Raw genomic sequence first — 23119 nt, forward strand, 5'->3', positions numbered from 1 at the left:
CCATGACCGATCATTCTAGCGACATCGATTCCGTCTCCGGCAAGTCCACGACCGGACACGAGTGGGATGGCATCAAGGAGCTCAACACGCCGCTGCCGCGCTGGTGGGTGATCACCTTCTATCTCACCATCGTCTGGGCGATCGGCTACTGGATCGTCTATCCGGCCTGGCCGCTGATCTCCAGCAACACCACCGGCGTGTTCGGCTACTCCTCGCGCGCCGACGTCGCAGTCGAACTCGCCAACCTCGAGAAGATCCGCGGTGACAAGATGGTCGCGCTGGGTGCGGCCTCGCTCGCCGACATCGAGAAGGACCCGGCTCTGCTGGCGCTCGCCCGCGCCAAGGGCAAAACCGTGTTCGGCGACAATTGCGCGCCGTGTCACGGCTCCGGCGCCGCCGGCGCCAAGGGTTATCCCAACCTGAACGACGACGACTGGCTGTGGGGCGGCACGCTCGACCAGATCATGCAGACCATCCAGTTCGGCGCACGGTCCGGCCATGCCAAGACGCATGAGGGCCAGATGCTCGCCTTCGGCAAGGACGGCGTGCTGAAGGGCGACGAGATCGTCACGGTCGCCAATTACGTGCGGTCGCTGTCGGGTCTTTCCACCCGCAACGGCTACGACGCCGCCAAGGGCCAGAAGATCTTTGCGGAGAATTGCGCCGCCTGTCACGGCGATGCCGGCAAGGGCAACCTGGAACTCGGCGCACCGAACCTGACCGACAAGATCTGGCTCTACGGCTCCGACGAGGCGAGCCTGATCGAGACCATCAGCCAGGGGCGCGCCGGCGTGATGCCAGCCTGGGAAGGTCGGCTCGATCCCGCCACCATCAAGGCGATGGCGGTCTATGTCCACTCGCTCGGCGGCGGCAAATAGCCGATCCGCGACCGACGACTTCAGGCGGGGGCGAAGAAAAGCGCCCCCGTTTGCGTTGGATCAAGGGCCTTGCCGGCGCCGGGTCTAGGTTTAATCGCACCTCTTGAAAGATTCAGCGATGAACAAGGCCGTCAATCCGAACGAACTCAAGCCAGCGGACGACAGCGGGCCGCTCTATGCGGCCCGCAAGAAGGTCTACCCGCAGAGTGTCTCGGGCACGTTTCGCCGGATCAAATGGACCCTGATGGCGATCTGCCTCGGCGTCTACTATTTCCTGCCGTTCGTACGGTGGAATCGCGGCCTCGGCGCCCCCAGCCAGGCGGTGCTGATCGATCTTCCCAACAGCCGCTTCTATTTCTTCTTCATCGAGCTGTGGCCGCAGGAGGTCTACTACTTCACCGGCCTGTTGATCGTGGCCGCGGTGGCGCTGTTCCTGATGAACTCGGTCGGCGGCCGCATCTGGTGCGGCTATCTCTGCCCGCAGACGGTGTGGACCGACCTGTTCTACGCCGTCGAACGTCTGGTCGAGGGGGACCGGCGCGAGCGGATGAAGAAGGACAAATCGTCCGATCCGCTGAAGCTCGAGCGCATCTCCGAGATCGTGCTCAAGCATTCGATCTGGATCATGATCGCCTGGTGGACCGGCGGCGCCTGGGTGCTCTATTTCAGCGACGCGCCTACCCTGGTGAAGGAGCTCGTCACCTTCCAGGCGCCGATGATCGCCTATATCTGGATCGGCATTCTCACCGCGACGACCTACGTCCTCGCCGGCTTCATGCGCGAGCAGGTCTGTACCTATATGTGCCCGTGGCCGCGCATTCAGGCCGCGCTCACGGATGAATGGGCGCTCAACGTCACCTATCGCTACGACCGCGGCGAGAAGCGCACCTCGGTGAAGAAGGCCGCCGAGCTGCGCGCGCTAGGCCAGCAGGTCGGCGACTGCGTCGACTGCTACCAATGCGTCGCGGTCTGCCCGACCGGCATCGACATCCGCAACGGACCGCAGCTCGAATGCATCCAGTGCGGGCTCTGCATCGACGCCTGCGACAACGTGATGGCGAAGATCGGCCGGCCGAAGCGCCTGATCGGCTACGACAACGACATCAACATCCACCGCCGCCAGGAAGGCAAGGCGCCGATCTATCGCATCGTCCGCGCCCGCACCGTCGCCTACAGCGCGATCATCGCAGCGGTCGGCGGCATCATGATCTACACGCTCGCGACCCGCAGCCTGCTCGACGTCAACGTGCTGCACGACCGCAATCCGGTCGCGGTCAAGCTCAGCGACGGCTCGATCCGCAACGCCTACACGGTGCGGCTGCTCAACAAGAGCGGCTATGACCGCGTCATCGCGATCGACGCTGACGGGCCGGTCAATTCGACCGTTCACGTCGTCGGCGTCGATTCGGTGACCCCGGATCGGCCGATGATCGTGATCCCGCGCGACTCGACGAGCGAGCTCCGCCTTCTCGTCACCGCGCCGGCCGACAACAACCCGGAGAAGTCGATTCCGGTCCGCTTCCACGTCACGGACATCGGGCTCGGCGTCGTCGCGTCCGCCACCGATAATTTCGTCTCGCCCTAAGGATCAGGAGACTGCCATGGCTTCCAAGCCTCTGACCGGAACCAAGGTCTTGCTGATGCTGGTCGCTTTCTTCGGCGTCGTGATCGGCGTCAACGGGACCATGATGAAGCTCGCGATCGCGACGCTGCCCGGCACCGACGTCGACAGCCCCTACGCCGCGGGCCTCGTCTATGACCGCGAGATCTCGGCGGCGCAGGACCAGGCCGCGCGCAAATGGAAGGTCAACGCCCATATCGAGCGCCGCAGCGACGGCGGCGCCTCGGTCCAGGTCGAAGCCCGCAATGCCGGCGGCCAGCCGATCTCCGGGCTCAAGTTCGGCGGCCGGCTGGAGCGGCCGACCGACAAGCGTGCCGATCTCGCCGTCGAGCTCACCGAATCCGGCATCGGTCTCTATCGCGGCAGTGCCGCGTCCGTCGCGCCGGGCCAATGGGACCTGGTGATCGAAGGCGAGGCGCGGGGAACACGCGTGTTCCTGTCGCGCAACCGCGTGATCCTGAACTGAAGGATTTCGTCATGCACGTCACGCGGGATTTCTCGCACTACGTCCGAAGCGCGGGTGAGGGCATCCAGCACATCGATCTCGCGGTCGAAGGCGTTCACTGCGCCGGGTGCATGGCCAAGATCGAACGCGGCCTGTCCGCCATCCCCGACGTCACGCTGGCACGCGTGAACCTCACCGACCGCCGCGTCGCGCTGGAATGGAAGGCGGGCACGCTCGATCCCGGCCGTTTCATCGATCGACTCGAGGAGCTCGGCTACAAGGCCTATCCGTTCGAGACCGAAAGCGCTGAGGAGGCCGAGGTCGCCGAATCGCGTTTCCTGCTGCGGTGCCTCGGCGTCGCGGCATTCGCCACCATGAACGTGATGATGCTGTCGATCCCGGTGTGGTCGGGCAACGTCTCGGACATGCTGCCCGAGCAGCGCGACTTCTTCCACTGGCTGTCGGCGCTGATCGCGCTGCCGGCGGCGGCCTATGCCGGCCAGCCGTTCTTCCGCTCGGCCTGGCGCGCGCTGTCCGCGAAGACCACCAACATGGACGTGCCGATCTCCATCGGCGTGATCCTGGCGCTCGGCATGTCCGTGGTCGAGACCATCAATCACGCCGAGCATGCCTATTTCGATGCGGCAATCATGCTGCTGACCTTCCTGCTGGTCGGCCGCTTCCTCGACCAGAACATGCGGCGGCGGACCCGCGCAGTTGCCGGCAATCTCGCGGCGCTGAAGGCGGAGACGGCTGCGAAGTTCGTGGGCCCCGGCGAAATCTCGCAAGTGCCGGTGGCTGCCATCCACCCCGGCGACATCGTGCTGCTGCGGCCGGGCGAGCGCTGCGCGGTCGACGGCACCGTGATCGAGGGGCGTTCCGAGATCGACCAGAGCCTGATCACCGGCGAGACGCTCTATGTCACGGCGGAGCAGGGCACGCCGGTCTATGCGGGATCGATGAACATCTCGGGCACGTTGCGGGTGCGGGTCTCGGCCGCCTCGGAGGCGACGCTGCTCGCCGAGATCACGCGGCTGTTGGACAATGCGCTGCAGGCCCGTTCGCGCTACATGCGGCTCGCCGACCGCGCCTCGCGGCTGTACGCACCGGTGGTGCATGCGACCGCGCTTCTGACCATTCTCGGCTGGGTCATCGCCGGCGCGAGCTGGCATGATGCGATCGTGACCGGTGTTGCCGTCCTGATCATTACCTGCCCTTGTGCGCTGGGCCTTGCCATTCCGACCGTGCAGACGATCGCCTCCGGCGCGATGTTCAAGTCCGGGGTGCTGCTGAATTCCGGCGACGCGATCGAGCGGCTGGCGGAAGCCGACCATGTCATCTTCGACAAGACCGGCACGCTGACGCTGCCCGATCTCGAAGTGATGAATGCGGCCGACATCCCCGCCGACATCTTCGAACTCGCCGGCCGGCTCGCGCTGTCGAGCCATCATCCGGTCGCCGCCGCCGTCGCTCAGGCCGCCGATGCGAAGTCTCCGATCGTCGGCGCGGTCGAGGAGCCCGGGCAGGGCGTCCGCGCGACCGTGGACGGCGTCGAGCTTCGCCTCGGCCGTCCGTCCTACTGCGGTGCCGAGGCGCTGCTCGGCGGCGCCACGCTCGATCCCGAAGCCTCCGTCGTCGCCTTCAGCAAGGGCAGCGAGAAATTCGTCCTCTCGGTACGCCAGGGCCTGCGTCCGGATGCGCAGGCCGTGGTCGCGGCGCTGAAGGCGCGCAACATCGGCATCGAGATCCTGTCCGGCGACCGCGAGCCGGCAGTGAAGGCGGCGGCGCATGCGCTCGCCATTCCCGAGTGGCGCGCCGGCGTCACGCCGGCCGACAAGATCGCGCGGATCGAGGAGCTGAAGCAGCGCGGCGCCAAGGTGCTGATGGTCGGCGACGGCATGAACGATGCGCCGTCATTGGCGGCTGCCCATGTCTCGATGTCGCCGATCTCGGCCGCGCATCTCAGCCAAGCCACCGCCGATCTCGTCTTCCTCGGCCGGCCGCTCGCCCCCGTGGTCGCCGCGATCGATGCTTCGCGCAAGGCGCTGCACCTGATGCGGCAGAACCTCTGGCTTGCGATCGGCTACAACGTGCTTGCCGTTCCGGTCGCGATCAGCGGCATCGTGACGCCCCTGATCGCGGCAGCGGCCATGAGCGGATCCTCGATCCTGGTCATGTTGAATTCGCTGCGTGCCCGCAGCACCTCGCGGGAGATCGTGTGATGGAGATCCTGGTCATCCTGGTGCCGCTGGCCTTGATGCTCGGAGGTGCCGGTCTTGTCGCCTTCCTCTGGTCGCTGCGCAGCGGCCAGTACGACGATCTCGACGGTGCCGCCTGGCGCGCCATCGCCGACGACGAGCCGCCGCAGGAGGCCCCGGTCGAGCGTTAGCGCTTCAGGTCGAAGGTGAGCAAAGCCGCCAGCACGAGCGCCACGCCCACACCGGCGACGCAGGCCTGCCAGCCGAAAGCATCGAACAGCCGGCCGAGCACGGCCGTGCCGACGAGCCCGCCGCAGAAATAACACGCAAGATAAGTCCCGCTGGCGATGCCGCGGTTGTCGGTTGCGGCCTGTCCGACGAAGCCCGTCGCGGCGGCCTGCGCGAAGAATGTGCCGACGCCGACCAGAACCATGCCGGCGAGCACCGCGTCCAGATGCGGCGCCAGCATCAAGGGCAGGCCCAGCCCGGCGACAGCGAGCGCGCTCCAGATCGTGGGCCGCGTTCCCAGCCGCGCGGCCGCCTTGCCGGCGAGAAGCGTCGTGACGACGGACGGCAGGAAGACCAGATAGACGAGACCCAAATCCATCATGCCGAGCGACAGCGGCGGCCGGACCAGAACGAAATTGACGAAGGTGAAGGTGCCGATGAAGGCGAACAGGATGCAGAAGCCGATGCCGAAAGCGGCGCGCAGCCGCCGATCGCGCCAATGCGCGATGGTGGCGGAGAAGGGCGAAGCCGCCGGCATCATGGCATGCATCGGCCGCACGCGCTGGATGGTGAAATGGACCAGCAACGCGCCGGCAAGATTGAGCCCTGCGAAGAAGTAGAAGTTCCAGGCAAGGCCGAGGCCATCGGCAACCGCCGCCGAGACCAGCCGGCCGACGAGATTGCTGGCGACATTGCCCGTGATGTAGGCGGCAAACGCGCTGCCGGCATCCGTGGCGCTGCATTGCTCGCCGAGGTGGGCGAGGGTGAGTGCGAAAGCGGACGCCATGCACAGGCCCTGCGCGACCCGCAAGGCGGTGAAGACGACAAGATCTGGCGCGGACGCCAGCAGGCTGGTGGGAATCGCAAGAAGCGTCAGGCTGAGCAGGATGCCGGTCCGCCGGTCGATATGCGGGCTGAAGAAGCCGACGATGAGGCCGGCGACCGCCATGCCGAAGGTGCTGGCATTGACGGCAAAGCCCATCGCTGCGGGAGTGACGCCGTAGTGCCGCGTCAGCGAGGGCAGGATCGCCTGCGTCGCGAAGAGATCGACGACGGTCAGGAAGGCGGTGAGGCCGATCACGAGCGAGCGAAGCGCGAGACCAGGGGAATGTGTCTCGTTCGTTATCACGTCCTGTTTGATGGGAGCGGAAAGATCGGTCATGGCCTGATTTTCCTGCGGGGAATGTGGCGCCCGGCACGCCGGCGGCATGGGGGATCCCGGGCGCCACACCCGGTAACGAGTGCTGGGGCTGGGGCGCTCGTTACATGTGATGGTCGTTGGGATCCTTGCGGACGTCGCCGACGTAGAGGATGACAGTCTCCTTGCCGAGATTCTTCCACCAATGCGAGGTGCCGTAGACTTCGGGGCGGATGTCGCCGGCCTTGTGCACGATCGGATCGACGCAGTTGGAAGCGTATTCGACGATCTCGCCCTGCTGCACGAAGATCAGGGCGGGGCGATCGTCATGGCTGTGCCAGGGCACGATGCCGCCGGGCGCGATGGTCAGCTTGCGGAAGCGCAGCTCGCGGCCTTCGATATGCGCCGGCTGCTTGCCGAGGTCGATCGCGCCGAGCGTGACGTCGGTAACGCCGACGGGTTTGTGGTCGACCATCTGCTGTGCGTTCGGCTTGATCTTGCCGGCTGGACATTCGCCGGCGACTACCGGCTGCGCCGAGAGGGTCAGCGCGCCGACGATTGCAAGGCCTGGCCAGGTCAGGCGCGACAGAGCGTGGCTCGTGAACATGGGGAGGTCTCCTGTGTTGGCCGCAACCTCGCTGGTCGCCGGCTGTGGCAGGAGTTTCTTCGAGCCACGGCCCGTCCTGAAATGCCCTTTCGCTCTCGGTGCGATAGCGCAGCGCTATGCCGATAGGCGGCGGCTATCGAACCGATTGTGGATCGGCATTTCCGCTCGCGCGGCTTCCACCGTTCGATGGCAAGGCGCCCGATTGGCGGGCGTTCACGTCAATCCGGAGGAGCATCCCATGACAAGACTGTCCAAGACCCTGATCGCCACGGCCGCGTTTGCTGTCATCGCCACATCGGCCCTCTCGGAGGCCGCCTGGGATTTCAAGGCCGGCATGGCCTATGTCTATGGCGGGCCCGGCAAGATGTCGGCGATGGCGATGGCGCCGGCGGAGAAGAACCACGAGACCATGATGAAGCACGCGAAGAAGGTACCCGACAACACGGTCTTCTTCATGGACAACGGGACGCTGTACTCTGCCTCGGGGCGGCTCGATCCCACCGGCAACTTCTACGTGAACTGAACCGATCCTGGCAGCGCGGCCGCCCCTTGCGGGCGGCCGAACCGGGAAACTACTATTCGCCCCAGGGAATGCCGGAGCAGAAAGATGACATCTCTCTCGCCAGCCGACGCCGAACAACTCAGGCTCGCCTTCCAGCGCTGCCGCGACATGGACGGTACCCTGAACGAGCAGCTCCGCGCCTATGCCGATGCGAGCCGCGAAGTCTTCCCGGCCTATGGCGAGGCGGTCGATCGGCTGGTGGCGCGATTGGACGGAAACGGCGGTGGCGCGACGGCGCCGCGCCCGGGCGATGCAATGCCGCCGTTCATGCTGCCCGACGAGGGCGGGCGTCTCGTCGCGCTGCCCGCGCTGCTGGCGTGCGGCCCGCTCGCCGTGATGTTCTTCCGCGGCCATTGGTGTCCCTATTGCCGGCTCAATGTCCGCGCCGTGGTCCAGGCGCTGGACCGCATCAAGGCGATGGGAGCGCAGGTCGTCGCGATCATGCCGGAGACGCAGGAATATACCGGACAGCTCAAGGCCGAATCCGGCGCGCCGTTTCCGATCCTGACCGATCTCGACAACGGCTACGCGCTGTCGCTCAATCTCGCGATCTGGCTCGGCACCGAGATTCAGCAACTGCTGTCCTATCAGGACATGGCGAAATTCCACGGCAATGACGGCTGGATGCTGCCGATCCCGGCCGTGTTCGTGGTCGGACGGGACGGCATCGTGAAAGCCCGCTTCGTCGACCCGGATTTTCGCAAGCGCATGGAGATCGACGATCTGATCGAAGCGCTGGAGGGCGCGAGCCGGGAGCGCTGAGCTTCTCTTCCCTTCTCCCCTTGTGGGACCTTGTGGGAGAAGGTGGCCTAGGCGGCCTTCGGCCGCCGTTCTCAAGAACGCCGAAGCGAAGCTTCGGCTATGGCGCTGGATGAGGGGTATCTCGTCCCATATGCTGATGTCCGTGGAGATATACCCCTCACCCAAGTGAGTCCGCTTCTGGTAGCGTCGCTGCCCTCTCCCACAAGGGGCGAGGGCGCAGCAATGCGCATCTCGCCTGGTGCGAGAATGCTTCCCCGGCTACCCCGCGATCTCCCGCCAATCGGCGCCGCGCAGCATGCGCATCACGGCATTGCCTACGGCCGTGCGTTGCCGGCCCGCGACCCCATACAGATTGACGGTACGGCGGGCGTCCAGCCCTGCGACTGCGGCGCGGGTCAGCCGCTCCGGCACGGGCGAGGTGTGCGGCACCATGGCGACGCCCATGTCGGCCTCGACCAGCTCGATCAGATCGCGCTCGTTCGAGACCTCATGGCCATGCTCGATGTCGATGCCGTGTTCGCGCAGGCTCGCGGAGATGCGGCGCGAGTGCTCGCAGAAGGTTCGGCTCAGCAGCTGCTCGGATCGCAAATCGTCCAGATCGACGCTGGCGCGGCCGGCCAGGCGGTGTCCGCCGCCGACCACGAGCTCGAAATTCTCGGTGAACAGCGGCCATACGTCGAGCCGCTCCCAGGCCTCGTCGATCTCCGCGGCGATGCCGAGCTCGGCTTCGCCCTTCTTCAGGAAATCGCCGACCTCCCGGTTCGAGCCGCGCAGGAAGCGGAATTCGAGCCGGTTGAACTGCCGCCTGATCTCGTTGAGATGCGGAATGAGCAGGGCGAGGTCGATCGAATGCGTCAGCGCAATGCGGAGTGCACCGATCTCGCCGCTCTTGAACGAGGAGGCGAGCGAACGTGCGCCGGCGGCGGCGTCATAGCACTGCTTCAGAAGCGGATGCATGCGTTGACCGAGCTCGGTCAATTGCGCCGCCGGCCGTTCGCGGCGGAACAGGTCGCCGCCGAGCTCGGCCTCGAGCTGTTTGATCGCGCGCGTCAGCGACGGCTGCGTGACGTTGCACTCCTCGGCCGCGCGCGTGAAATTCAAGAGCTGCGCCACCGCGAGGAAATAGCGGACCTGGTGCATTTCCATGGATCGGCTCCCAGCAGGATCGGCTTCAAATCTAGCCGATTGGGGCGCGAAATGACACGCTCGGCACGATAGCGCGGACGTATGGACTCGGAAGCCAACCGGCATTCCAAAAGACCCCGCGATCTCTTAGAATGATAGCGCGAAACAACACCGCCGCGTCCGACGAAATTCGACCGGTGCAGGCTCACCAGGAGCGTAGCATGAACGGCATCAAGGGCACAGGTGCGGATATTCCGGGTCAGGTCGTGCTGGTGCTCCAGGGCGGCGGCGCGCTCGGCTCGTACCAGGCGGGCGTTTACCAGGCGCTGCACGAGGCCGGCATAGAGCCGGACTGGGTGATCGGCACCTCGATCGGCGCCATCAATGCGAGCCTGATCGCGGGCAACGCGCCGGAGCAACGGCTCGCGCGCTTGAGGGCGTTCTGGAAGCGGATGGAGCAGCAGCCGGTCTGGGACTGGCGCGCCGGATTTCCCGGCTTCAACGAAAAGCTGGCCTATTGGTCGACCGTCACCCACGGCATTCCAGGCTTCTTCCGGCCCAATCCGCTGGCGCATGCCGGAGATTCCTTTCCGCTGGGGGCCGATCACGCCGGCTATTATTCGACCGCTCCGCTGGAGAAGACGCTCAGCGAGCTCGTCGATTTCGACCTGGCCAATCGCTGCGCGCCGCGCCTGACGGTCGGTGCGGCTCATGTCGGCACCAGCGAAATGCGCTATTTCGACAGCCGCGACGGCGAGCTGACGGTGAAGCATGTAATGGCTTCGGGCGCGCTGCCGCCGGCTTTCCCGGCCGTGCGCATCGACGGTGAGCTCTATTGGGACGGAGGCATCCTGTCGAACACGCCGACGGAAGCGGTGTTCGACGACAATCCACGCAAGGATTCGCTGATCTTCTCCGTGCATCTGTGGAATCCCGTCGGGCCCGAGCCGACCACGATGGCGGAGGTGCTGAACCGGCACAAGGACGTGCAATATTCCAGCCGCATCGCGAGCCAGATCGTGCGACAGCAGCAGGCCCATCGCCTGCGCCATGTGATCAACCAGCTTGCGGCGCGGCTACCCGAGAGCGAGCGCAACGACCCCGCCGTGCGTGAGCTGACGAGCTACGGTTGCCCGACCCGCATGCATGTGGTGCGGCTGCTGGCGCCGCAGCTCGAGCGCGAGACGCATACCAAGGACATCGATTTCAGTCCGTCCGGGATCACGCGGCGGTGGCATGCCGGCTATGCCCACACGAAGGCCGTGCTGGCGCGCAAGCCGTGGATCGGCGAGTTCGATCCGCTCGCCGGCGTGGTGCTGCACGAGCATGTGGACGAGATGCCGATGGCGGCGGAGTAGGGGCGGCGTCCCTTTTCATCGAATTGCCACAGGCCTTGCGATCGTCGGTATTGGCCCGCAGTCGAAAGTTATCGCAATTGGTGTCCGGGAGCGATCTGGAACTGTCCCTCGATCAGGTCCGCGCTCATGCGGCGGGATCGGTTGCCGGCGTGTTCGGCCCCGACACCGTCACCTGGCGGATCGACCGCGAGGCCGTGATCTTTCTCGGCGCGGGCCGCGCGCTGTTGCTGCAGCTGGCCCACCCCTGGGTCGCTGCTGCGATCGCCGAGCATTCCAAGACGTTTGCCGATCCGATCGGGCGCTTCCATCGCACCTTTGGCATCGTCTTCGCCATGGTGTTCGGCTCGCTCGACCGGGCGCTACTGTCGTCGCGGCAGCTGCACCGGCGCCACGGCATGATCGTCGGCGAGATGCCCGAGACCGTCGGCCCGTTCGGGGCAGGCTCGCGCTACTGCGCCAATGACGTTCCGTCGCTGCGCTGGGTCCACGCCACGCTGGTCGAGACCGCGTTGATGGCGCATGACCTCGTTCTGGCACCGCTCTCCGCGGAAGAGCGCGAGCGCTACTGGGCCGAGAGCCGGATGTTCGGTGCCCTGTTCGGCCTGACGGCGGATGACCTGCCCGCGGACTGGGCCGGCTTCGCCGACTACACCGCGGCGATGGCGCAGTCGGACACGCTGACTGTCAGCACGGCGGCACGCGAAATCGCCACGCAGATCTTCACGGGTGCGCGACCCTGGTTGCGGCCACCGCGATGGTATCGCGCGCTCACGGCAAGAATGCTGCCAGAGCGCTTGCGCGCCGGCTTTGGTTTCGAGCTTGACGCGCGCGAGATCCGGTCCGCCGACAACGCACTGCGATGGATCAGGCGCGTCTATCCGGGATTGCCCGATAGGCTGCGCTATGTCGGCCCCTACCAGGAGGCGCAGGCGCGGCTGCGGGGCGAGACGCAGCCCGACTGGATGACCCGCTGTCTCAACCGCGCCTGGATCGGACGGCCGCAGATGGACCTGCGCGGGAAGGGGTGAAGATCTCCGCTGCTGCCACAAGCATCGTCATCGCGAGGAGCGTTAGCGACGAAGCCATCCAGACCCCCTTCGCGGAGACAGTCTGGATTGCTCGCTCGCAATGACGGAGTACGGGGAGACGTTCGCGTCACACCGACGCCAGCTTCCGGTACAGTGCGCTGTAGCTGCCGGCCGAGATGCTCCAGGAGAACGATCGTCCCATGGCGCTGCGGCGCATGGTATCGAGCTGGTCGTGCGCCATGAAGGCCGAGAAGGCCCGACGGACGCCGCCGAGGAAAGATTCGCGCGAGGGCCGCGAGAACAGGAAGCCGGTCTCGCCGTCGGTGATGGTCTCGGCGAGGCCGCCGGTCTGGTGCCCGATCGGCAGCGAGCCGAAGCGCTGGGCGTACATCTGGCTGAGGCCGCACGGCTCGAAGCGCGACGGCATCAGCGTGAAGTCGCTGCCGGCGAAGATGCGGCGAGCCTGGGCGTCGTTGAAGCCGATCGCGACCCCGATGGCGTCGGGGCGGCGGCGATGCGCGTCGATCAGGGCCTGCTCGAGCGCCGGCTCGCCGGAGCCGGTGACCACGATCTGCCCGCCGGCGTCGACGATCTCGTCTGCCGCCGACAGCACGAGGTCGATGCCCTTCTGGTGCACGAGCCGCGCGACGATGCCGAACATCGGGCCGCGCGAGACCGCAAGCCCGAACTGCTTGCGCACGTAATCCGCATTGGCCCTCTTGCCGACCCAGTCGCCGGCGCTGAACTGCTGGGCGAGCTGGGCGCAGGAGCGCGGGTCCCAGCTCTCGTCGATGCCGTTGAGGATGCCGGTGAGCTCGGCCGCATCCGAGCGCAGGCGAAGCAGGCCTTCGAGGCCGCAGCCGAATTCGGCCGTGGTGATCTCCCGCGCGTAGGTGCCGCTGACGGTGGTGAGGTGCGAGGCGTAGACCAGCCCGGCCTTGAGGAAGGAGACCTGGTCGTAGAACTCGACGCCGTCGATGTGGAAGGAGCTCTCCGGTGCGCCGATCCGCCGCAGCGAGTCCTTCGGGAAGAGGCCCTGATAGGCGAGGTTGTGAATGGTCAGGATCGACGGCAGCTTGGCGCCGCGCCAGGCAAGGTACGCCGGCACGAGCGAGGCCGGCCAGTCATTGGCATGGATCAGGTCCGCTGCCCAATTCTTGTCCAGCTTGCCCATGGCGAGCTCAGCCGCCGCGGAGGCAAAGCGCGCGAAGCGGATGTCGTTGTCGGGCCAGTCGCGTCCGGCCTCGTCGCCATAGGGATTGCCTGGCCGGTCGTAGAGCTGTGAGCACAACAGCACATAGACCGGCAGGCCGTCCTTGGTCGCGGCCCGGCCGAGCGAGCAGGCCGGCATCTCCGCGAATGCAGGGCAGCGGCCAACGATCTGAATATGAGTGAGTTGCTCGATGATGTCGCGATAGCCGGGCAGCATGATCCGGATATCGGCGAAGGAGCGAAGCGCACGGGGAAGAGCGGCGGAAACGGCGCCCAGTCCGCCAACGCGGATGAAGTCATCCATCTCAGTGGTGACGAACAAGACCCTCAAGAACAGCTGCCCTCTTCCGATCCCGCTTGCTGCTATGCAAGAACGGGTCCAGTTGTCCTGGAATTCCCAAGCCCGCCCACGCGACGCGTCCGTGCGGTAACCACTTTCCTACTCGGCCGCCGCCCTCTAGGGTCGCCGCATCAACAACAAAGCACTTCGTTGGTTCCTAAGAGACCCAAGGCGTGAGCAGGCATGCAGTTATCAGATAAGCATGAGGGGACGTTGACAAAGGTCATGGCAGGTTTGCGGGTCCTGGATTTCTCGACTACCATCGCCGGCCCCCATTGCACGCGGATGCTCGCCGACATGGGCGCCGAGGTCATCAAGATCGAGACCGACGGCGGAGAGACGATGCGGACCCGGCCACCGCTGCGCAAGGGGTGCAGCACCGTGTTCGGCCAGCTCAATGTCGGCAAGAAGAGCGTGGTCCTCGACCTCAAGTCCGAGGACGGCAGGGAGGCGGTGAGCCGGCTGGCGGCGACGGCCGACATTCTGGTGGAGAATTTCCGTCCTGGCGTGATGCACCGGCTGCGGCTCGACTATGACAGGCTGCGCCCGGTCAATCCGAGGCTGATCTACTGCTCGATCTCCGGCTACGGCCAGACCGGCCCCTCGGCCGAGCTGCCGGCCTACGCGCCCGTGATCCATGCGGCCTCCGGCTACGACATGGCGCATCTGGCCTACCAGCCGGGCCGCAACCGTCCCGATTATTGCGGCATCTACCATGCCGACGTCGTCACCGGCGTCTACGGCTTCGGCGCGATCGCCTCGGCGCTCTATCAGCGCACGGTCACCGGGCTTGGCCAGCACATCGACGTCTCCATGCTGGAATCGATGCTGACCTTGACTGTGATCGAACTGCAGAGCGCGCAATTCGCGGTGAAGCCGCCGCCGCGCCCGATGTTCGGCCCGACCGAGACGGCAAACGGCTATGTCATGATCACGGTCGCCAGCGAGAAGACGTTTCAGGGATTGATGGGCGTGATCGGACGCCCCGAATGGATCTCCGATCCACGCTTCGCCACCTACGCCGCGCGCCGCGAGAACTGGGCGGATTTGATGGATGGCGTCGAAGTCTGGTCGCGTCAGCTCGCGACCGACGCATGCCTCCTCGCGCTTGGTGCTGCCGGCGTACCGGCCTCGGCCTATCGCACCGTGTCCGAGGCCCTGGCCGATCCGCAACTCGCGCATCGGCAGGCGCTCTCCGAAGTGCAGGACGAGGGTGGCTCCTTCCGGGTACTCAATCTGCCGTTCCGGATGTCCGGCGCCGATACCACACCGGGCAAGACGATGGCCACGCTTGGCGAGCACACGGATGCGCTGCGCGACGAGATCGGCCTCGCAGGCGATGGGCAAATTCCGCCAGGCAAAACAGCCGCGACATCTTGAGCAACATCGCCGCCGCATGCGGCGTTTGAACTCCCGTGCGTTCCTCTTGCGGTGGCGAGCATTTGTCGCCAATCTCGCCCTCAAGTCGTTCAGCGATCCGAAACATCGGACGCGGGATCCCGGGAGGAACCATGACGAACATTGCTGCCGCAGTGCGCAAGCACGTGCCGATTTTCCTCGTTGCGGCGTTGGCACTGGCCGGGCCCGCTCAGGCGCAGAAGCCGGGAGGCAGCATCACGGTCGGCCAGGAGCTGGATATCCCGGGCTTCGATCCCCTCAAGGTCGGCGTCTACGACACCTCGACCTTCACCGCCGCCGCCGCGATCTTCGACACACTGACCACCCTCGACGACAAGGGCGAGGCCGCGCCAAAGCTCGCGGTGTCCTGGACCCATTCCGACGATTACATGAGCTGGACCTTCAAGCTCCGCGAGGGCGTGAAATTCCACGACGGCACGCCGTTCAACGCGCAGGCCTTCAAGGAGAACTTCGACCGGCAGAAGGATCCCGCCAACAAGTGCCGCTGCGCCTTCTACATCACCAACGTCAAGGAGGTGCTGGCGCCGGACGAGCATACCGTCGTCTACAAGCTCACCGACCCCTCGGTGAACCTGCCGGCGGTGATTACCATCCAGAGCCAGAACAATGCGGTGCATTCTCCGACTGCCTGGAAGACCAGGGGTGACGACTACAATCGAAATCCCGTGGGCACCGGTCCCTATATCCTCAAATCCTGGACCGCGGGCGACCGCATGGTGCTGGAGAAGAATCCCAACTACTGGGACAAGAGCCGTCCCTATCTCGACCGCATCATCCTGAAGCCGCTGCCTGACGCGCAATCGCGCTTCGCCTCGCTGCAATCGGGCGAGGCCGACATCATCTGGGACGACGAGAACGATGCCGACAACATCATGAAGGCGCAGAAGGACCCCAAGCTCACGGTTCACACCTATAAGGGCTCGGGCGCGCAGGTCTACGCCTTCAACACCAAGGTCGCGCCGTTCGACGACGTCCGCGTGCGCCAGGCGCTGGTGATGGCGATCGATCGTCCGAAGATGTCGCAGGTGATCAGCAACGGCCTGAGCCGGCCCGCGAGCAATCCCTACGGCGACGGCTCCTGGGTCAAGTGCAAGGACGACGGCGCGCTGCCCTTCGACGTCGAGAAGGCCAAGGCGCTGATCAAGGATTATGGCAAGCCGGTCGAGTTCAAGATGCTGGTGACCGCGACGCCCCGCGGCCGCGTGGTCGGCCAGGTGCTCCAGCAGTTCTGGAAGCGCGTCGGGGCCAACATGGAGATCGAGCAGGTCGATCAGGCCACCATTCCGTCGCGCGCCTTCACCCGCCAGTTCCAGCTGACGCCGTGGCGCATCGTCGATCTCGCCGATCCCGATCCGCAGATGTACGCGAATTTCCGCAGCGGCAGCCCGCTGGCACTCTCCAGCTACTCGAATCCCGAGCTCGACAAGCTTCTGGACCACGCGCGCGTCACCGCCGATCTCGGCCAGCGTACCGAGGATTACTGCGCCATCAGCCGCCTGATCAACAAGGAGGCGATCTGGTTCTGGACCTTCCAGAACACCTATTACGCGCTGTCGAGCGCGAAGCTGAAGGGCTTTCCGAAGATCTACAACGGCGTGATCGACGTCTCGAACACCTGGCTGGAATGACCACGCGATGCTGAACTTCGTCGTTCGGCGGCTCCTTGCCATCCTGCCGGTTCTGCTGGCCGTCTCGCTGCTCACCTTCCTGATCGCCTCGCTGCTGCCGGGCGATCTCGCCTTCGTCATCCTCGGCGATCAGGCGACGCCGGAGAATGTCGCGGCGCTGCGGCGTGACATGGGGCTGGATCAGCCGCTATGGTGGCGCTACCTGAGCTGGCTCGGCCACGTGTTGCAGGGCGATCTCGGCCGTTCGTTCCGCACCGGGCAGACGGTGTTGCAGGCAGTCGCCGAGCGCATCCCGGTCTCGCTTCAACTGATGCTGATGGCCGAATTCATCGGGCTCCTGATCGGCGTTCCAGTTGCGATCGCCTGCGCCGCACGCGCCGGCGGCGCCTTCGACCGTTTCATGACCGGCAGCGCCTTCGCCATGCTGTCGATGCCGTCTTTTCTCACCGCGATCCTGCTGATCTATCTGTTCGCGGTCGAGCTGCACTGGCTGCCCGCAACCGGCTATGTGCCGTTCACCGAGGAGCCGCTCAGCAATCTGCGCTTCTTCGTGCTGCCGGCCCTGACGCTCGCGCTCGCGGAATGGCCGGGCATCATGCGGGTGCTGCGCTCCGACATGATCGCGACCCTGCAGGAGGACTATATCGCGCTCGCGAAAGCAAAAGGCCTCAAGCCATCCCGCATCCTGTTCGTGCATGCGCTCAAGCCTTCGTCGCTGACCCTGGTGACGGTGACAGGCATCAATATCGGCCGTCTGCTCGGCGGCACGCTGATCGTGGAATCGATCTTCGCGCTGCCCGGCATCGGCCGTCTGCTGGTCGGCGCGATCTACACTCGCGACCTCGTCATCCTCCAGGGCGTGGTGCTGCTGGTTGCCTGCGGCTTCGTCATCGTCAATTTCATCGTCGACATGCTCTACGCCGTGCTCGACCCGAGGATCCGTCATGGCCACGCTTGAGCTGTCAATTCAGGACGAGGCAGCGTCCGCGCCCGTTCGCGGCAGGCGCAAGCTCGGCGTCCTGTTCTGGCTCGCGAGCGGTTGGGTGGCGATCATTCTTGCGCTCGCAATCCTCGCGCCGGTGCTGCCGCTGCAGAACCCGACCGACATGGACATGCTGGAGCGCCGCGCCGCGTTCTCCGGGGAGCACTGGCTCGGCACCGACGGGCTCGGCCGCGACGAGCTCGCCCGCCTGATCTTTGGTGCGCGCGTGTCGCTGACCGTCGGGCTGATCGCGCCGATGATCGGCCTCGTCGTCGGCGGCGCGCTCGGGCTGCTCGCCGGCTATTTCCGCGGCAGGTTCGAGACGCTGGTGGTCGGCAGCATGGACGTGCTGCTCGCCTTTCCGCCGCTGATCTTCGCGCTCGCCGTGACGGCCTATCTGGGCCAGTCTATTCCCAATCTCACCTTGATCCTCGGCGTGCTCGGCATTCCCGCCTTCATGCGCGTGGCGCGCGCTGCGACGCTGACCCTGGCGCGGCGCGAGTTTGTGATCGCCGCCGAAGCGCTCGGCGCCAGCCACGCGCGTATCCTCGTGCGCGAGCTGCTGCCCAACGTGATCCTGCCGCTGCTCGCCTTCTTCCTGCTCGGTGTCGCCGTCACCATCGTGGTCGAGGGGGCGCTGTCCTTCCTCGGTCTCGGCGTGCCGCCGCCGATGGCGAGCTGGGGCAGCATGATCGGCGAGGGCCGCGAGAGCCTCGACGTCGCGCCGCGGCTCGCCTTCCTGCCGGCCGCGGCCCTGTTCGTGACCGTGTTGGCGTTCAACCTCGTCGGCGACACCTTGCGGGCACTGACCGATCCGCGTCAGGGTTCGCTGTGAACGCGCCGCTGCTGACGATCGAGGACGTCGCGGTCGAGCTGCCGACCCCGCGCGGCAATCTGCGCGCCGTGGATCATGTCGATCTGTCGCTGGAGGCCGGCCGGACGCTCGGCATCGTCGGCGAGTCCGGCTGTGGCAAGACCATGCTGTCGCGCGCGGTGCTTCAGCTGCTGCCGAAGAAGGCAAAGCTGACGGGGCGCGTGATGTTCGACGGCCAGGACCTGGTGCGGCTCGCGCCTGACAGCCTGCGTCGCCTGCGCGGGCGCGACCTCGCGGTGGTGTTCCAGGATCCCATGACCTCGCTCAATCCGGTGCTGACCATCGGCACGCAGTTGATGGAGACGATTCAGGAGCATCTCGAGCTGGATGCGCCAGCGGCGCGCAAGCGCAGCATCGAGCTGCTGGCGGCCGTCGGCATTCCCGCGCCGGAGCAGCGGCTCGCGCAATATCCGCACCAATGTTCCGGCGGAATGCGCCAGCGCATCGCGATCGCGATCGCATTATCTTGCGAGCCGAAACTGCTGATCGCGGACGAGCCTACCACCGCCCTCGACGTCACCATCCAGGCGCAGATTCTCGATCTGCTGGCGCGCGAGCAGCGCCGCCGGCACATGGCGATGATCATCATCACCCACGATCTCGGCGTCGTCGCCGGCCGTGCCGACGAGGTCGCCGTGATGTATGCGGGCAGGGTGGTGGAGCGCGCGCCGACACAGGCCCTGTTCAAGCGCATGCACATGCCCTACACCGAGGCGCTGCTGGCCGCGATCCCGAAGCTGGAGACCGCGCCGCATACGCCGCTGCCTGCCATCTCCGGCCGCCCGCCCGATCCGACACGGCCGCTTCGTGGCTGCTCCTTCGCGCCGCGCTGCCGCTATGCCGCAGGACGCTGTCACGAGGCCAAGCCCGAGCTGAAGGACGCGGAGGCGCCTGGACATCTCTATGCCTGCTTCCATCCGATCCGGATGACGGAAGGGATCGGCGCATGATGCAGCTTGCTGTGCGCCCCGAGCCGCTTCTGAATGTCGACAAGCTCGTCGTCGAATATGGTCTCGGCAACAAGACGGTGCATGCCGTCTCCGGCGTCAGTTTTCAGGTCGCGCGCGGCGAGACGCTGGGGCTGGTCGGCGAATCCGGCTGCGGCAAGTCGACGCTCGGGCGGGCGGTGCTGCAATTGCGCCGCGCCAGATCCGGCCGTGTGCTGTTCGACGGCGAGGACCTCACGGCCATGGAGGGCGAGGCGCTGCGCAGGATGCGCCGCCGGGTGCAGCTCATCTTCCAGGATCCGATCGCCTCGCTCAATCCGCGCCGTCGCATCGGCGATATCATTGCCGAGCCGTTGATCATCGCCGGCGTCAAGGATGCCGCCGAGCGCAAGCGACGGGTTCACGAGGTGCTCTCCGCGGTCGGGCTCGATCCCGATCTCGTGGCGGGCCGTCTGCCGCACGAATTCTCCGGCGGTCAATGCCAGCGCATCTGCATCGCGCGAGCACTGGTGCTCAACCCGGAGTTCATCGTCTGCGACGAGCCGGTGTCGGCGCTGGACGTCTCCATCCGCGCGCAGATCCTCAACCTGCTCGAGGAGATGAAGGCGCGCTTCGGTCTGACGCTGCTGTTCATCGCGCACGACCTCGCGGTGGTCAAAGCGGTCAGCGATCGCGTCGCGGTCATGTATCTCGGCCGGCTCTGCGAGGTCGGGCCGTCGGAGCAATTGTTCGCAAGACCCGCACATCCCTATACCGGGCTGTTGTTGCAGGCGATCCCGGTGCCAGATCCGGCCGTTCGTCCCGCCGAGAGCGTGGCAACCGGCGAGCCACCATCGCCGATTGCACCTCCGTCCGGCTGCCGCTTCCGCACCCGCTGCCCGCGCGCCGATCAGCGATGCAGCGCGGAGATACCGGAGTTGCGCCAGATCGGACCCGGCCAGTTCGTGGCTTGCCATTATCCGTTGGCCTGAACTAAGACCGCTCCCGGGTTTGTCTCGTCTCGCCGGTCATGGCATGCTGCGCAAGAACGAGAAGCATTCCGGGAGGACGCCAATGAAGAGTTTCAAGGTTGCCGATTTCAAGGCGCCGCTGCAGGAGGTCGATGAGGCGACGCCGCAGCCGTCGGGCACGCAGGTGCTGATCAAGGTGAAGGCCGCCGGCGTCTGCCACAGCGATCTCCATATCTGGGAGGGCGGCTACGATCTCGGCCACGGCCGCAAGCCGCTGTCGCTGAAGGACCGCGGCATCAACCTGCCGCTGACGATGGGCCACGAGACCGTCGGTGAAATCCTGGCGTTCGGTCCCGACGTGAAGCCGACCGATCAGGGCGATCTCAAGCTCGGCGACGTCGGCCTGGTCTATCCCTGGATCGGCTGCGGCAAATGCGCCACGTGTCTGGCCGGCGATGAGAACATGTGCCTGACGCCGCGCTCGCTCGGCGTCTATTGCGACGGCGGCTATTCCGATCACATGCTGGTGCCGCATCCGCGCTATCTTCTCAATCTGAAAGGGCTCGATCCCGCGACGACCGCGCCTTACGCCTGCTCGGGCGTCACGACCTACAGCGCGTTGAAGAAGGTCGAGCAGCATTTCGACACGCCGATCGTGATGTTCGGCGCCGGCGGCCTCGGCCTGATGGCGCTGTCGCTGCTCAAGGCCATGGGCGGCAAGGGTGCGATCATGGTCGACATCGACGCGAAGAAGCGCGAGGCGGCCGAGAAGGCCGGCGCGCTGGCGACCGTCGATCCCAAGGCGCCGGATGCGCTCGAGCAACTCGCCAAGAAGGCGGGCGGTCCGATCCGCGCCGTGATCGATCTTGTCGGCAATGCCGCGACGACGCAGCTCGGCTTCGACTGCCTGACCAAGGGCGGCAAGCTCGTCATCGTCGGCCTGTTCGGCGGCGGCGCGACCTGGGCGCTGCCGCTGATTCCGATCAAGGCGGTGACGATCCAGGGCAGCTACGTCGGCAATCTGCGCGAGACGCAGGAATTGCTCGAGCTGGTGCGAACGAAGAAGGTGCCGCCGATCCCGGTGACGCGGCAACCGCTCGCCAAGGCCAATGACGCGCTGGTGCAGTTGCAGCAGGGCGCGGTGGTCGGACGCACGGTGCTGACGCCGTAATTGAGTTGTCGTTCCGGGGCGATGCGACGGGACCGCGACGCGCGGCCCGGAGCATCGAACCCGGAATCTCGAGATTCCGGGTTCGGTCCTGCGGACCGCCCCGGAATGACATCTACTTTTTGGGAAACCCATGTCCGCAAACAACGCCTTCCACATTGCCGTGCTCGCTGGTGACGGCATCGGTCCCGAAGTCATGGCGCCGGCGCTCGAGGTGCTGCGCAAGGTCGGCGAAAAATCCGGCCTGCGCTTCCGGTTCACCGACGCGCCAGCCGGGGCCAACAATTATCTCGCCACCGGCAAGTCGATGCCTGACACCACGATCAAGCTGTGCGAGGAGGCGGATGCGATCCTGCTCGGGGCCTGCGGGCTGCCGTCGGTGCGCTATCCCGACAATACCGAGATCGCGCCGCAGATCGAGCTGCGCTTCATCTTCGATCTCTATGCCGGCGTGCGTCCGGCGCGGCTCATTCCGGGCGTGCCGAGCCCGATCGTCGGCGCCGACCAGCGTGGCATCGATCTCGTCGTGATCCGTGAATCCACCGAGGGCTTGTTCGCCTCGATGGGCAAGGGTGTCGTCACCCAGGAGGATGCGCGCGAGACCATGGTGATCACCCGCAAGACGTCCGAGCGCCTGTTCGAGTTCTCGTTTCGCCTGGCCGAGCGGCGCAGGGCCCGGGGCAAGCCGGGAATGCTCACCTGCGTCGACAAGGCGAACGTGTTCAAGGCGTTTGCCTTCTTCCGCGGCATCTTCGACGAGATCGCCAAGAAGCATCCCGAGGTGAAGACCGACCGCCTCTATGTCGATGCCTGCTCGGCGATGCTGGTGAAGCGTCCCTGGGATTTCGACGTGATGGTGATGGAGAACATGTTCGGCGACATCGTCTCCGACATCACCGCCAGCCTGATCGGCGGCCTCGGCATGGCGCCCTCGGCCGACATCGGCGACAAGTACGCGGTGTTCCAGCCGTGCCACGGCACCGCGCCCGACATCATGGGGCAGGGCAAGGCCAATCCGACCGGCATGATCCTGTCTGCGGCGATGATGCTGGACTGGCTCGCCGACAAGCACGGCATCGAGAGCGCGGCCGAGGCGGGCGAGACCATCGAGCGCGCGGTGGACCAGGTCTATGCCGGCGGCATCAAGCCGATGGAGTTCGGCGGCAACAACGGCACGGCGGACATCACGAAGGCCGTGCTGGGGGCGCTATAGAGCTTGATCATGAGCAAGCCAGTCCCGGAACGGTATCGGCACTTGCGGACGTTTGCGTTCGGCGACGGTCCCGAGCTCGCGGACGAATTGCTTGAGCTCGTCGTCAGGGGAGTCAAGACAGCAACGTGCAGCACGGAAGACGAACCCAATGTTTCGACGCCCGGTGAGCGCTGGGTCGTGCTCAACGGACGGGGCGAGCCGCGCTGCGTCATCGAGACCACCGAGATCGCTTATCGACGTTTCAACGATGTCGATGCCGCCTTCGCTTACGAGGAGGGCGAAGGCGATCGGAGCCTGGCTTATTGGCGCAGCGCCCACCGGACCTATTTCGGCCGGCTCGGACGGTTCAGCGAAGACATGATGCTGATGTGCGAGCGCTTCCGTCTGGTCGAGGTGTTCGACGACGGCCCTCGGTAGCGTCGCAACTCCGCCCATG

22 protein-coding genes are annotated in these 23119 nt (G+C 65.9%); 18 read left to right on the forward strand and 4 right to left on the reverse strand.

What is annotated here, in order from left to right:
• Positions 1-2: 2 nt before the first annotated feature.
• The 5 genes from ccoP (at position 3) to ccoS (ending at position 5333) form a co-directional block, all read left to right on the forward strand.
• The gene (ccoP, locus tag FJV43_RS27330; protein WP_239622124.1) at positions 3-878 is read left to right on the forward strand and encodes a cytochrome-c oxidase, cbb3-type subunit III; all 876 of its coding nucleotides are present in this window, start codon (positions 3-5) and stop codon (positions 876-878) included.
• Positions 879-996: 118 nt separating this feature from the next.
• Positions 997-2463 (forward strand): cytochrome c oxidase accessory protein CcoG, encoded by a 1467-nt coding sequence (ccoG, locus tag FJV43_RS27335; protein ID WP_239622125.1) that lies wholly within the window; start codon positions 997-999, stop codon positions 2461-2463.
• Between the two features lie 16 nt (positions 2464-2479).
• On the forward strand, positions 2480-2965 hold the full coding sequence (locus tag FJV43_RS27340) for a FixH family protein (protein WP_239622126.1): 486 nt from the start codon (positions 2480-2482) through the stop codon (positions 2963-2965).
• An 11-nt stretch (positions 2966-2976) separates the two neighbouring features.
• Positions 2977-5166, forward strand: coding sequence for a cation-translocating P-type ATPase (locus FJV43_RS27345; RefSeq protein ID WP_239622127.1), 2190 nt, complete (start codon positions 2977-2979; stop codon positions 5164-5166).
• Positions 5166-5333 (forward strand): cbb3-type cytochrome oxidase assembly protein CcoS, encoded by a 168-nt coding sequence (gene ccoS / locus FJV43_RS27350; protein WP_061878267.1) that lies wholly within the window; start codon positions 5166-5168, stop codon positions 5331-5333. Before FJV43_RS27345 ends, ccoS begins: the two co-directional genes overlap by 1 nt.
• Here the strand turns inward: ccoS and FJV43_RS27355 are convergent.
• Positions 5330-6532 (reverse strand): MFS transporter, encoded by a 1203-nt coding sequence (locus FJV43_RS27355; RefSeq protein WP_239622128.1) that lies wholly within the window; start codon positions 6530-6532, stop codon positions 5330-5332. The two genes, ccoS and FJV43_RS27355, sit on opposite strands and share 4 nt — an antisense overlap.
• Positions 6533-6632: 100 nt before the next feature.
• On the reverse strand, positions 6633-7115 hold the full coding sequence (locus FJV43_RS27360; protein ID WP_061878265.1) for a cupin domain-containing protein: 483 nt from the start codon (positions 7113-7115) through the stop codon (positions 6633-6635).
• 238 nt (positions 7116-7353) lie between these two features.
• Here FJV43_RS27360 and FJV43_RS27365 point away from each other — a divergent pair, with 238 nt between their 5' ends.
• Together FJV43_RS27365 and FJV43_RS27370 are read left to right on the forward strand one after the other, a co-directional pair.
• Entirely contained in the window at positions 7354-7638 is a 285-nt protein-coding gene (locus FJV43_RS27365) for a hypothetical protein (protein WP_239622129.1), read from the forward strand.
• Positions 7639-7722: 84 nt separating this feature from the next.
• Positions 7723-8439 carry a peroxiredoxin-like family protein gene (locus FJV43_RS27370; RefSeq protein ID WP_239622130.1) on the forward strand — a complete coding sequence of 239 codons (717 nt, stop codon included), beginning with the start codon at positions 7723-7725 and terminating at the stop codon, positions 8437-8439.
• Positions 8440-8697: 258 nt separating this feature from the next.
• Here the strand turns inward: FJV43_RS27370 and FJV43_RS27375 are convergent, their stop codons facing one another.
• The gene (locus FJV43_RS27375; RefSeq protein ID WP_239622131.1) at positions 8698-9585 is read right to left on the reverse strand and encodes a LysR family transcriptional regulator; all 888 of its coding nucleotides are present in this window, start codon (positions 9583-9585) and stop codon (positions 8698-8700) included.
• 200 nt (positions 9586-9785) lie between these two features.
• On the opposite strand from FJV43_RS27375, the gene FJV43_RS27380 reads away from it, so the two are divergent.
• Together FJV43_RS27380 and FJV43_RS27385 are read left to right on the forward strand one after the other, a co-directional pair.
• The gene (locus FJV43_RS27380) at positions 9786-10922 is read left to right on the forward strand and encodes a patatin-like phospholipase family protein (protein WP_239622132.1); all 1137 of its coding nucleotides are present in this window, start codon (positions 9786-9788) and stop codon (positions 10920-10922) included.
• Between the two features lie 77 nt (positions 10923-10999).
• Entirely contained in the window at positions 11000-11950 is a 951-nt protein-coding gene (locus tag FJV43_RS27385; protein ID WP_239622133.1) for an oxygenase MpaB family protein, read from the forward strand.
• 127 nt (positions 11951-12077) lie between these two features.
• On the opposite strand, the gene glgA is transcribed toward FJV43_RS27385, so the two are convergent.
• Positions 12078-13493, reverse strand: a complete 1416-nt coding sequence (gene glgA / locus FJV43_RS27390; RefSeq protein WP_239622134.1) for a glycogen synthase GlgA — start codon at positions 13491-13493, stop codon at positions 12078-12080.
• Positions 13494-13685: 192 nt separating this feature from the next.
• Here glgA and FJV43_RS27395 point away from each other — a divergent pair, with 192 nt between their 5' ends.
• From FJV43_RS27395 to FJV43_RS27435, 9 genes are all read left to right on the forward strand, one after another.
• Entirely contained in the window at positions 13686-14882 is a 1197-nt protein-coding gene (locus FJV43_RS27395; RefSeq protein WP_239622135.1) for a CoA transferase, read from the forward strand.
• A 131-nt stretch (positions 14883-15013) separates the two neighbouring features.
• Positions 15014-16549 carry an ABC transporter substrate-binding protein gene (locus FJV43_RS27400; RefSeq protein WP_239622136.1) on the forward strand — a complete coding sequence of 512 codons (1536 nt, stop codon included), beginning with the start codon at positions 15014-15016 and terminating at the stop codon, positions 16547-16549.
• A 7-nt stretch (positions 16550-16556) separates the two neighbouring features.
• A complete protein-coding gene (locus FJV43_RS27405; RefSeq protein WP_239622137.1) occupies positions 16557-17507 on the forward strand; it encodes an ABC transporter permease in 951 nt (316 codons plus the stop codon).
• Positions 17494-18366 carry an ABC transporter permease gene (locus tag FJV43_RS27410; RefSeq protein ID WP_239622138.1) on the forward strand — a complete coding sequence of 291 codons (873 nt, stop codon included), beginning with the start codon at positions 17494-17496 and terminating at the stop codon, positions 18364-18366. The genes FJV43_RS27405 and FJV43_RS27410 overlap by 14 nt, the downstream gene beginning before the upstream one ends.
• Positions 18363-19355: an ABC transporter ATP-binding protein gene (locus tag FJV43_RS27415; protein WP_239622139.1), complete on the forward strand. Its 993-nt coding sequence runs from the start codon at positions 18363-18365 to the stop codon at positions 19353-19355. The genes FJV43_RS27410 and FJV43_RS27415 overlap by 4 nt, the downstream gene beginning before the upstream one ends.
• Positions 19352-20323, forward strand: coding sequence for an oligopeptide/dipeptide ABC transporter ATP-binding protein (locus FJV43_RS27420; RefSeq protein ID WP_239622140.1), 972 nt, complete (start codon positions 19352-19354; stop codon positions 20321-20323). The genes FJV43_RS27415 and FJV43_RS27420 overlap by 4 nt, the downstream gene beginning before the upstream one ends.
• Before the next feature lie 82 nt (positions 20324-20405).
• Positions 20406-21473 carry an alcohol dehydrogenase gene (locus FJV43_RS27425; RefSeq protein WP_239622141.1) on the forward strand — a complete coding sequence of 356 codons (1068 nt, stop codon included), beginning with the start codon at positions 20406-20408 and terminating at the stop codon, positions 21471-21473.
• Between the two features lie 130 nt (positions 21474-21603).
• On the forward strand, positions 21604-22683 hold the full coding sequence (locus FJV43_RS27430; protein WP_239622142.1) for an isocitrate/isopropylmalate dehydrogenase family protein: 1080 nt from the start codon (positions 21604-21606) through the stop codon (positions 22681-22683).
• A gap of 9 nt (positions 22684-22692) precedes the next feature.
• The gene (locus FJV43_RS27435; RefSeq protein ID WP_028179982.1) at positions 22693-23100 is read left to right on the forward strand and encodes an ASCH domain-containing protein; all 408 of its coding nucleotides are present in this window, start codon (positions 22693-22695) and stop codon (positions 23098-23100) included.
• Positions 23101-23119: the final 19 nt, after the last annotated feature.

Origin of the sequence: Bradyrhizobium sp. I71, from assembly GCF_022354745.1 — a bacterium.
Classification (GTDB): domain Bacteria; phylum Pseudomonadota; class Alphaproteobacteria; order Rhizobiales; family Xanthobacteraceae; genus Bradyrhizobium; species Bradyrhizobium liaoningense.

Bases quoted from the DNA above. Each gene is read 5' to 3' on its own strand.
- ccoP (WP_239622124.1), top strand. From the start codon at position 3: ATGACCGATCATTCTAGCGACATCGATTCCGTCTCCGGCAAGTCCACG.
- ccoG (WP_239622125.1), top strand. From the start codon at position 997: ATGAACAAGGCCGTCAATCCGAACGAACTCAAGCCAGCGGACGACAGC.
- FJV43_RS27340 (WP_239622126.1), top strand. From the start codon at position 2,480: ATGGCTTCCAAGCCTCTGACCGGAACCAAGGTCTTGCTGATGCTGGTC.
- FJV43_RS27345 (WP_239622127.1), top strand. From the start codon at position 2,977: ATGCACGTCACGCGGGATTTCTCGCACTACGTCCGAAGCGCGGGTGAG.
- ccoS (WP_061878267.1), top strand. From the start codon at position 5,166: ATGGAGATCCTGGTCATCCTGGTGCCGCTGGCCTTGATGCTCGGAGGT.
- FJV43_RS27355 (WP_239622128.1), bottom strand. From the start codon at position 6,532: ATGACCGATCTTTCCGCTCCCATCAAACAGGACGTGATAACGAACGAG.
- FJV43_RS27360 (WP_061878265.1), bottom strand. From the start codon at position 7,115: ATGTTCACGAGCCACGCTCTGTCGCGCCTGACCTGGCCAGGCCTTGCA.
- FJV43_RS27365 (WP_239622129.1), top strand. From the start codon at position 7,354: ATGACAAGACTGTCCAAGACCCTGATCGCCACGGCCGCGTTTGCTGTC.
- FJV43_RS27370 (WP_239622130.1), top strand. From the start codon at position 7,723: ATGACATCTCTCTCGCCAGCCGACGCCGAACAACTCAGGCTCGCCTTC.
- FJV43_RS27375 (WP_239622131.1), bottom strand. From the start codon at position 9,585: ATGGAAATGCACCAGGTCCGCTATTTCCTCGCGGTGGCGCAGCTCTTG.
- FJV43_RS27380 (WP_239622132.1), top strand. From the start codon at position 9,786: ATGAACGGCATCAAGGGCACAGGTGCGGATATTCCGGGTCAGGTCGTG.
- FJV43_RS27395 (WP_239622135.1), top strand. From the start codon at position 13,686: ATGCAGTTATCAGATAAGCATGAGGGGACGTTGACAAAGGTCATGGCA.
- FJV43_RS27400 (WP_239622136.1), top strand. From the start codon at position 15,014: ATGACGAACATTGCTGCCGCAGTGCGCAAGCACGTGCCGATTTTCCTC.
- FJV43_RS27405 (WP_239622137.1), top strand. From the start codon at position 16,557: ATGCTGAACTTCGTCGTTCGGCGGCTCCTTGCCATCCTGCCGGTTCTG.
- FJV43_RS27410 (WP_239622138.1), top strand. From the start codon at position 17,494: ATGGCCACGCTTGAGCTGTCAATTCAGGACGAGGCAGCGTCCGCGCCC.
- FJV43_RS27420 (WP_239622140.1), top strand. From the start codon at position 19,352: ATGATGCAGCTTGCTGTGCGCCCCGAGCCGCTTCTGAATGTCGACAAG.
- FJV43_RS27425 (WP_239622141.1), top strand. From the start codon at position 20,406: ATGAAGAGTTTCAAGGTTGCCGATTTCAAGGCGCCGCTGCAGGAGGTC.
- FJV43_RS27430 (WP_239622142.1), top strand. From the start codon at position 21,604: ATGTCCGCAAACAACGCCTTCCACATTGCCGTGCTCGCTGGTGACGGC.
- FJV43_RS27435 (WP_028179982.1), top strand. From the start codon at position 22,693: ATGAGCAAGCCAGTCCCGGAACGGTATCGGCACTTGCGGACGTTTGCG.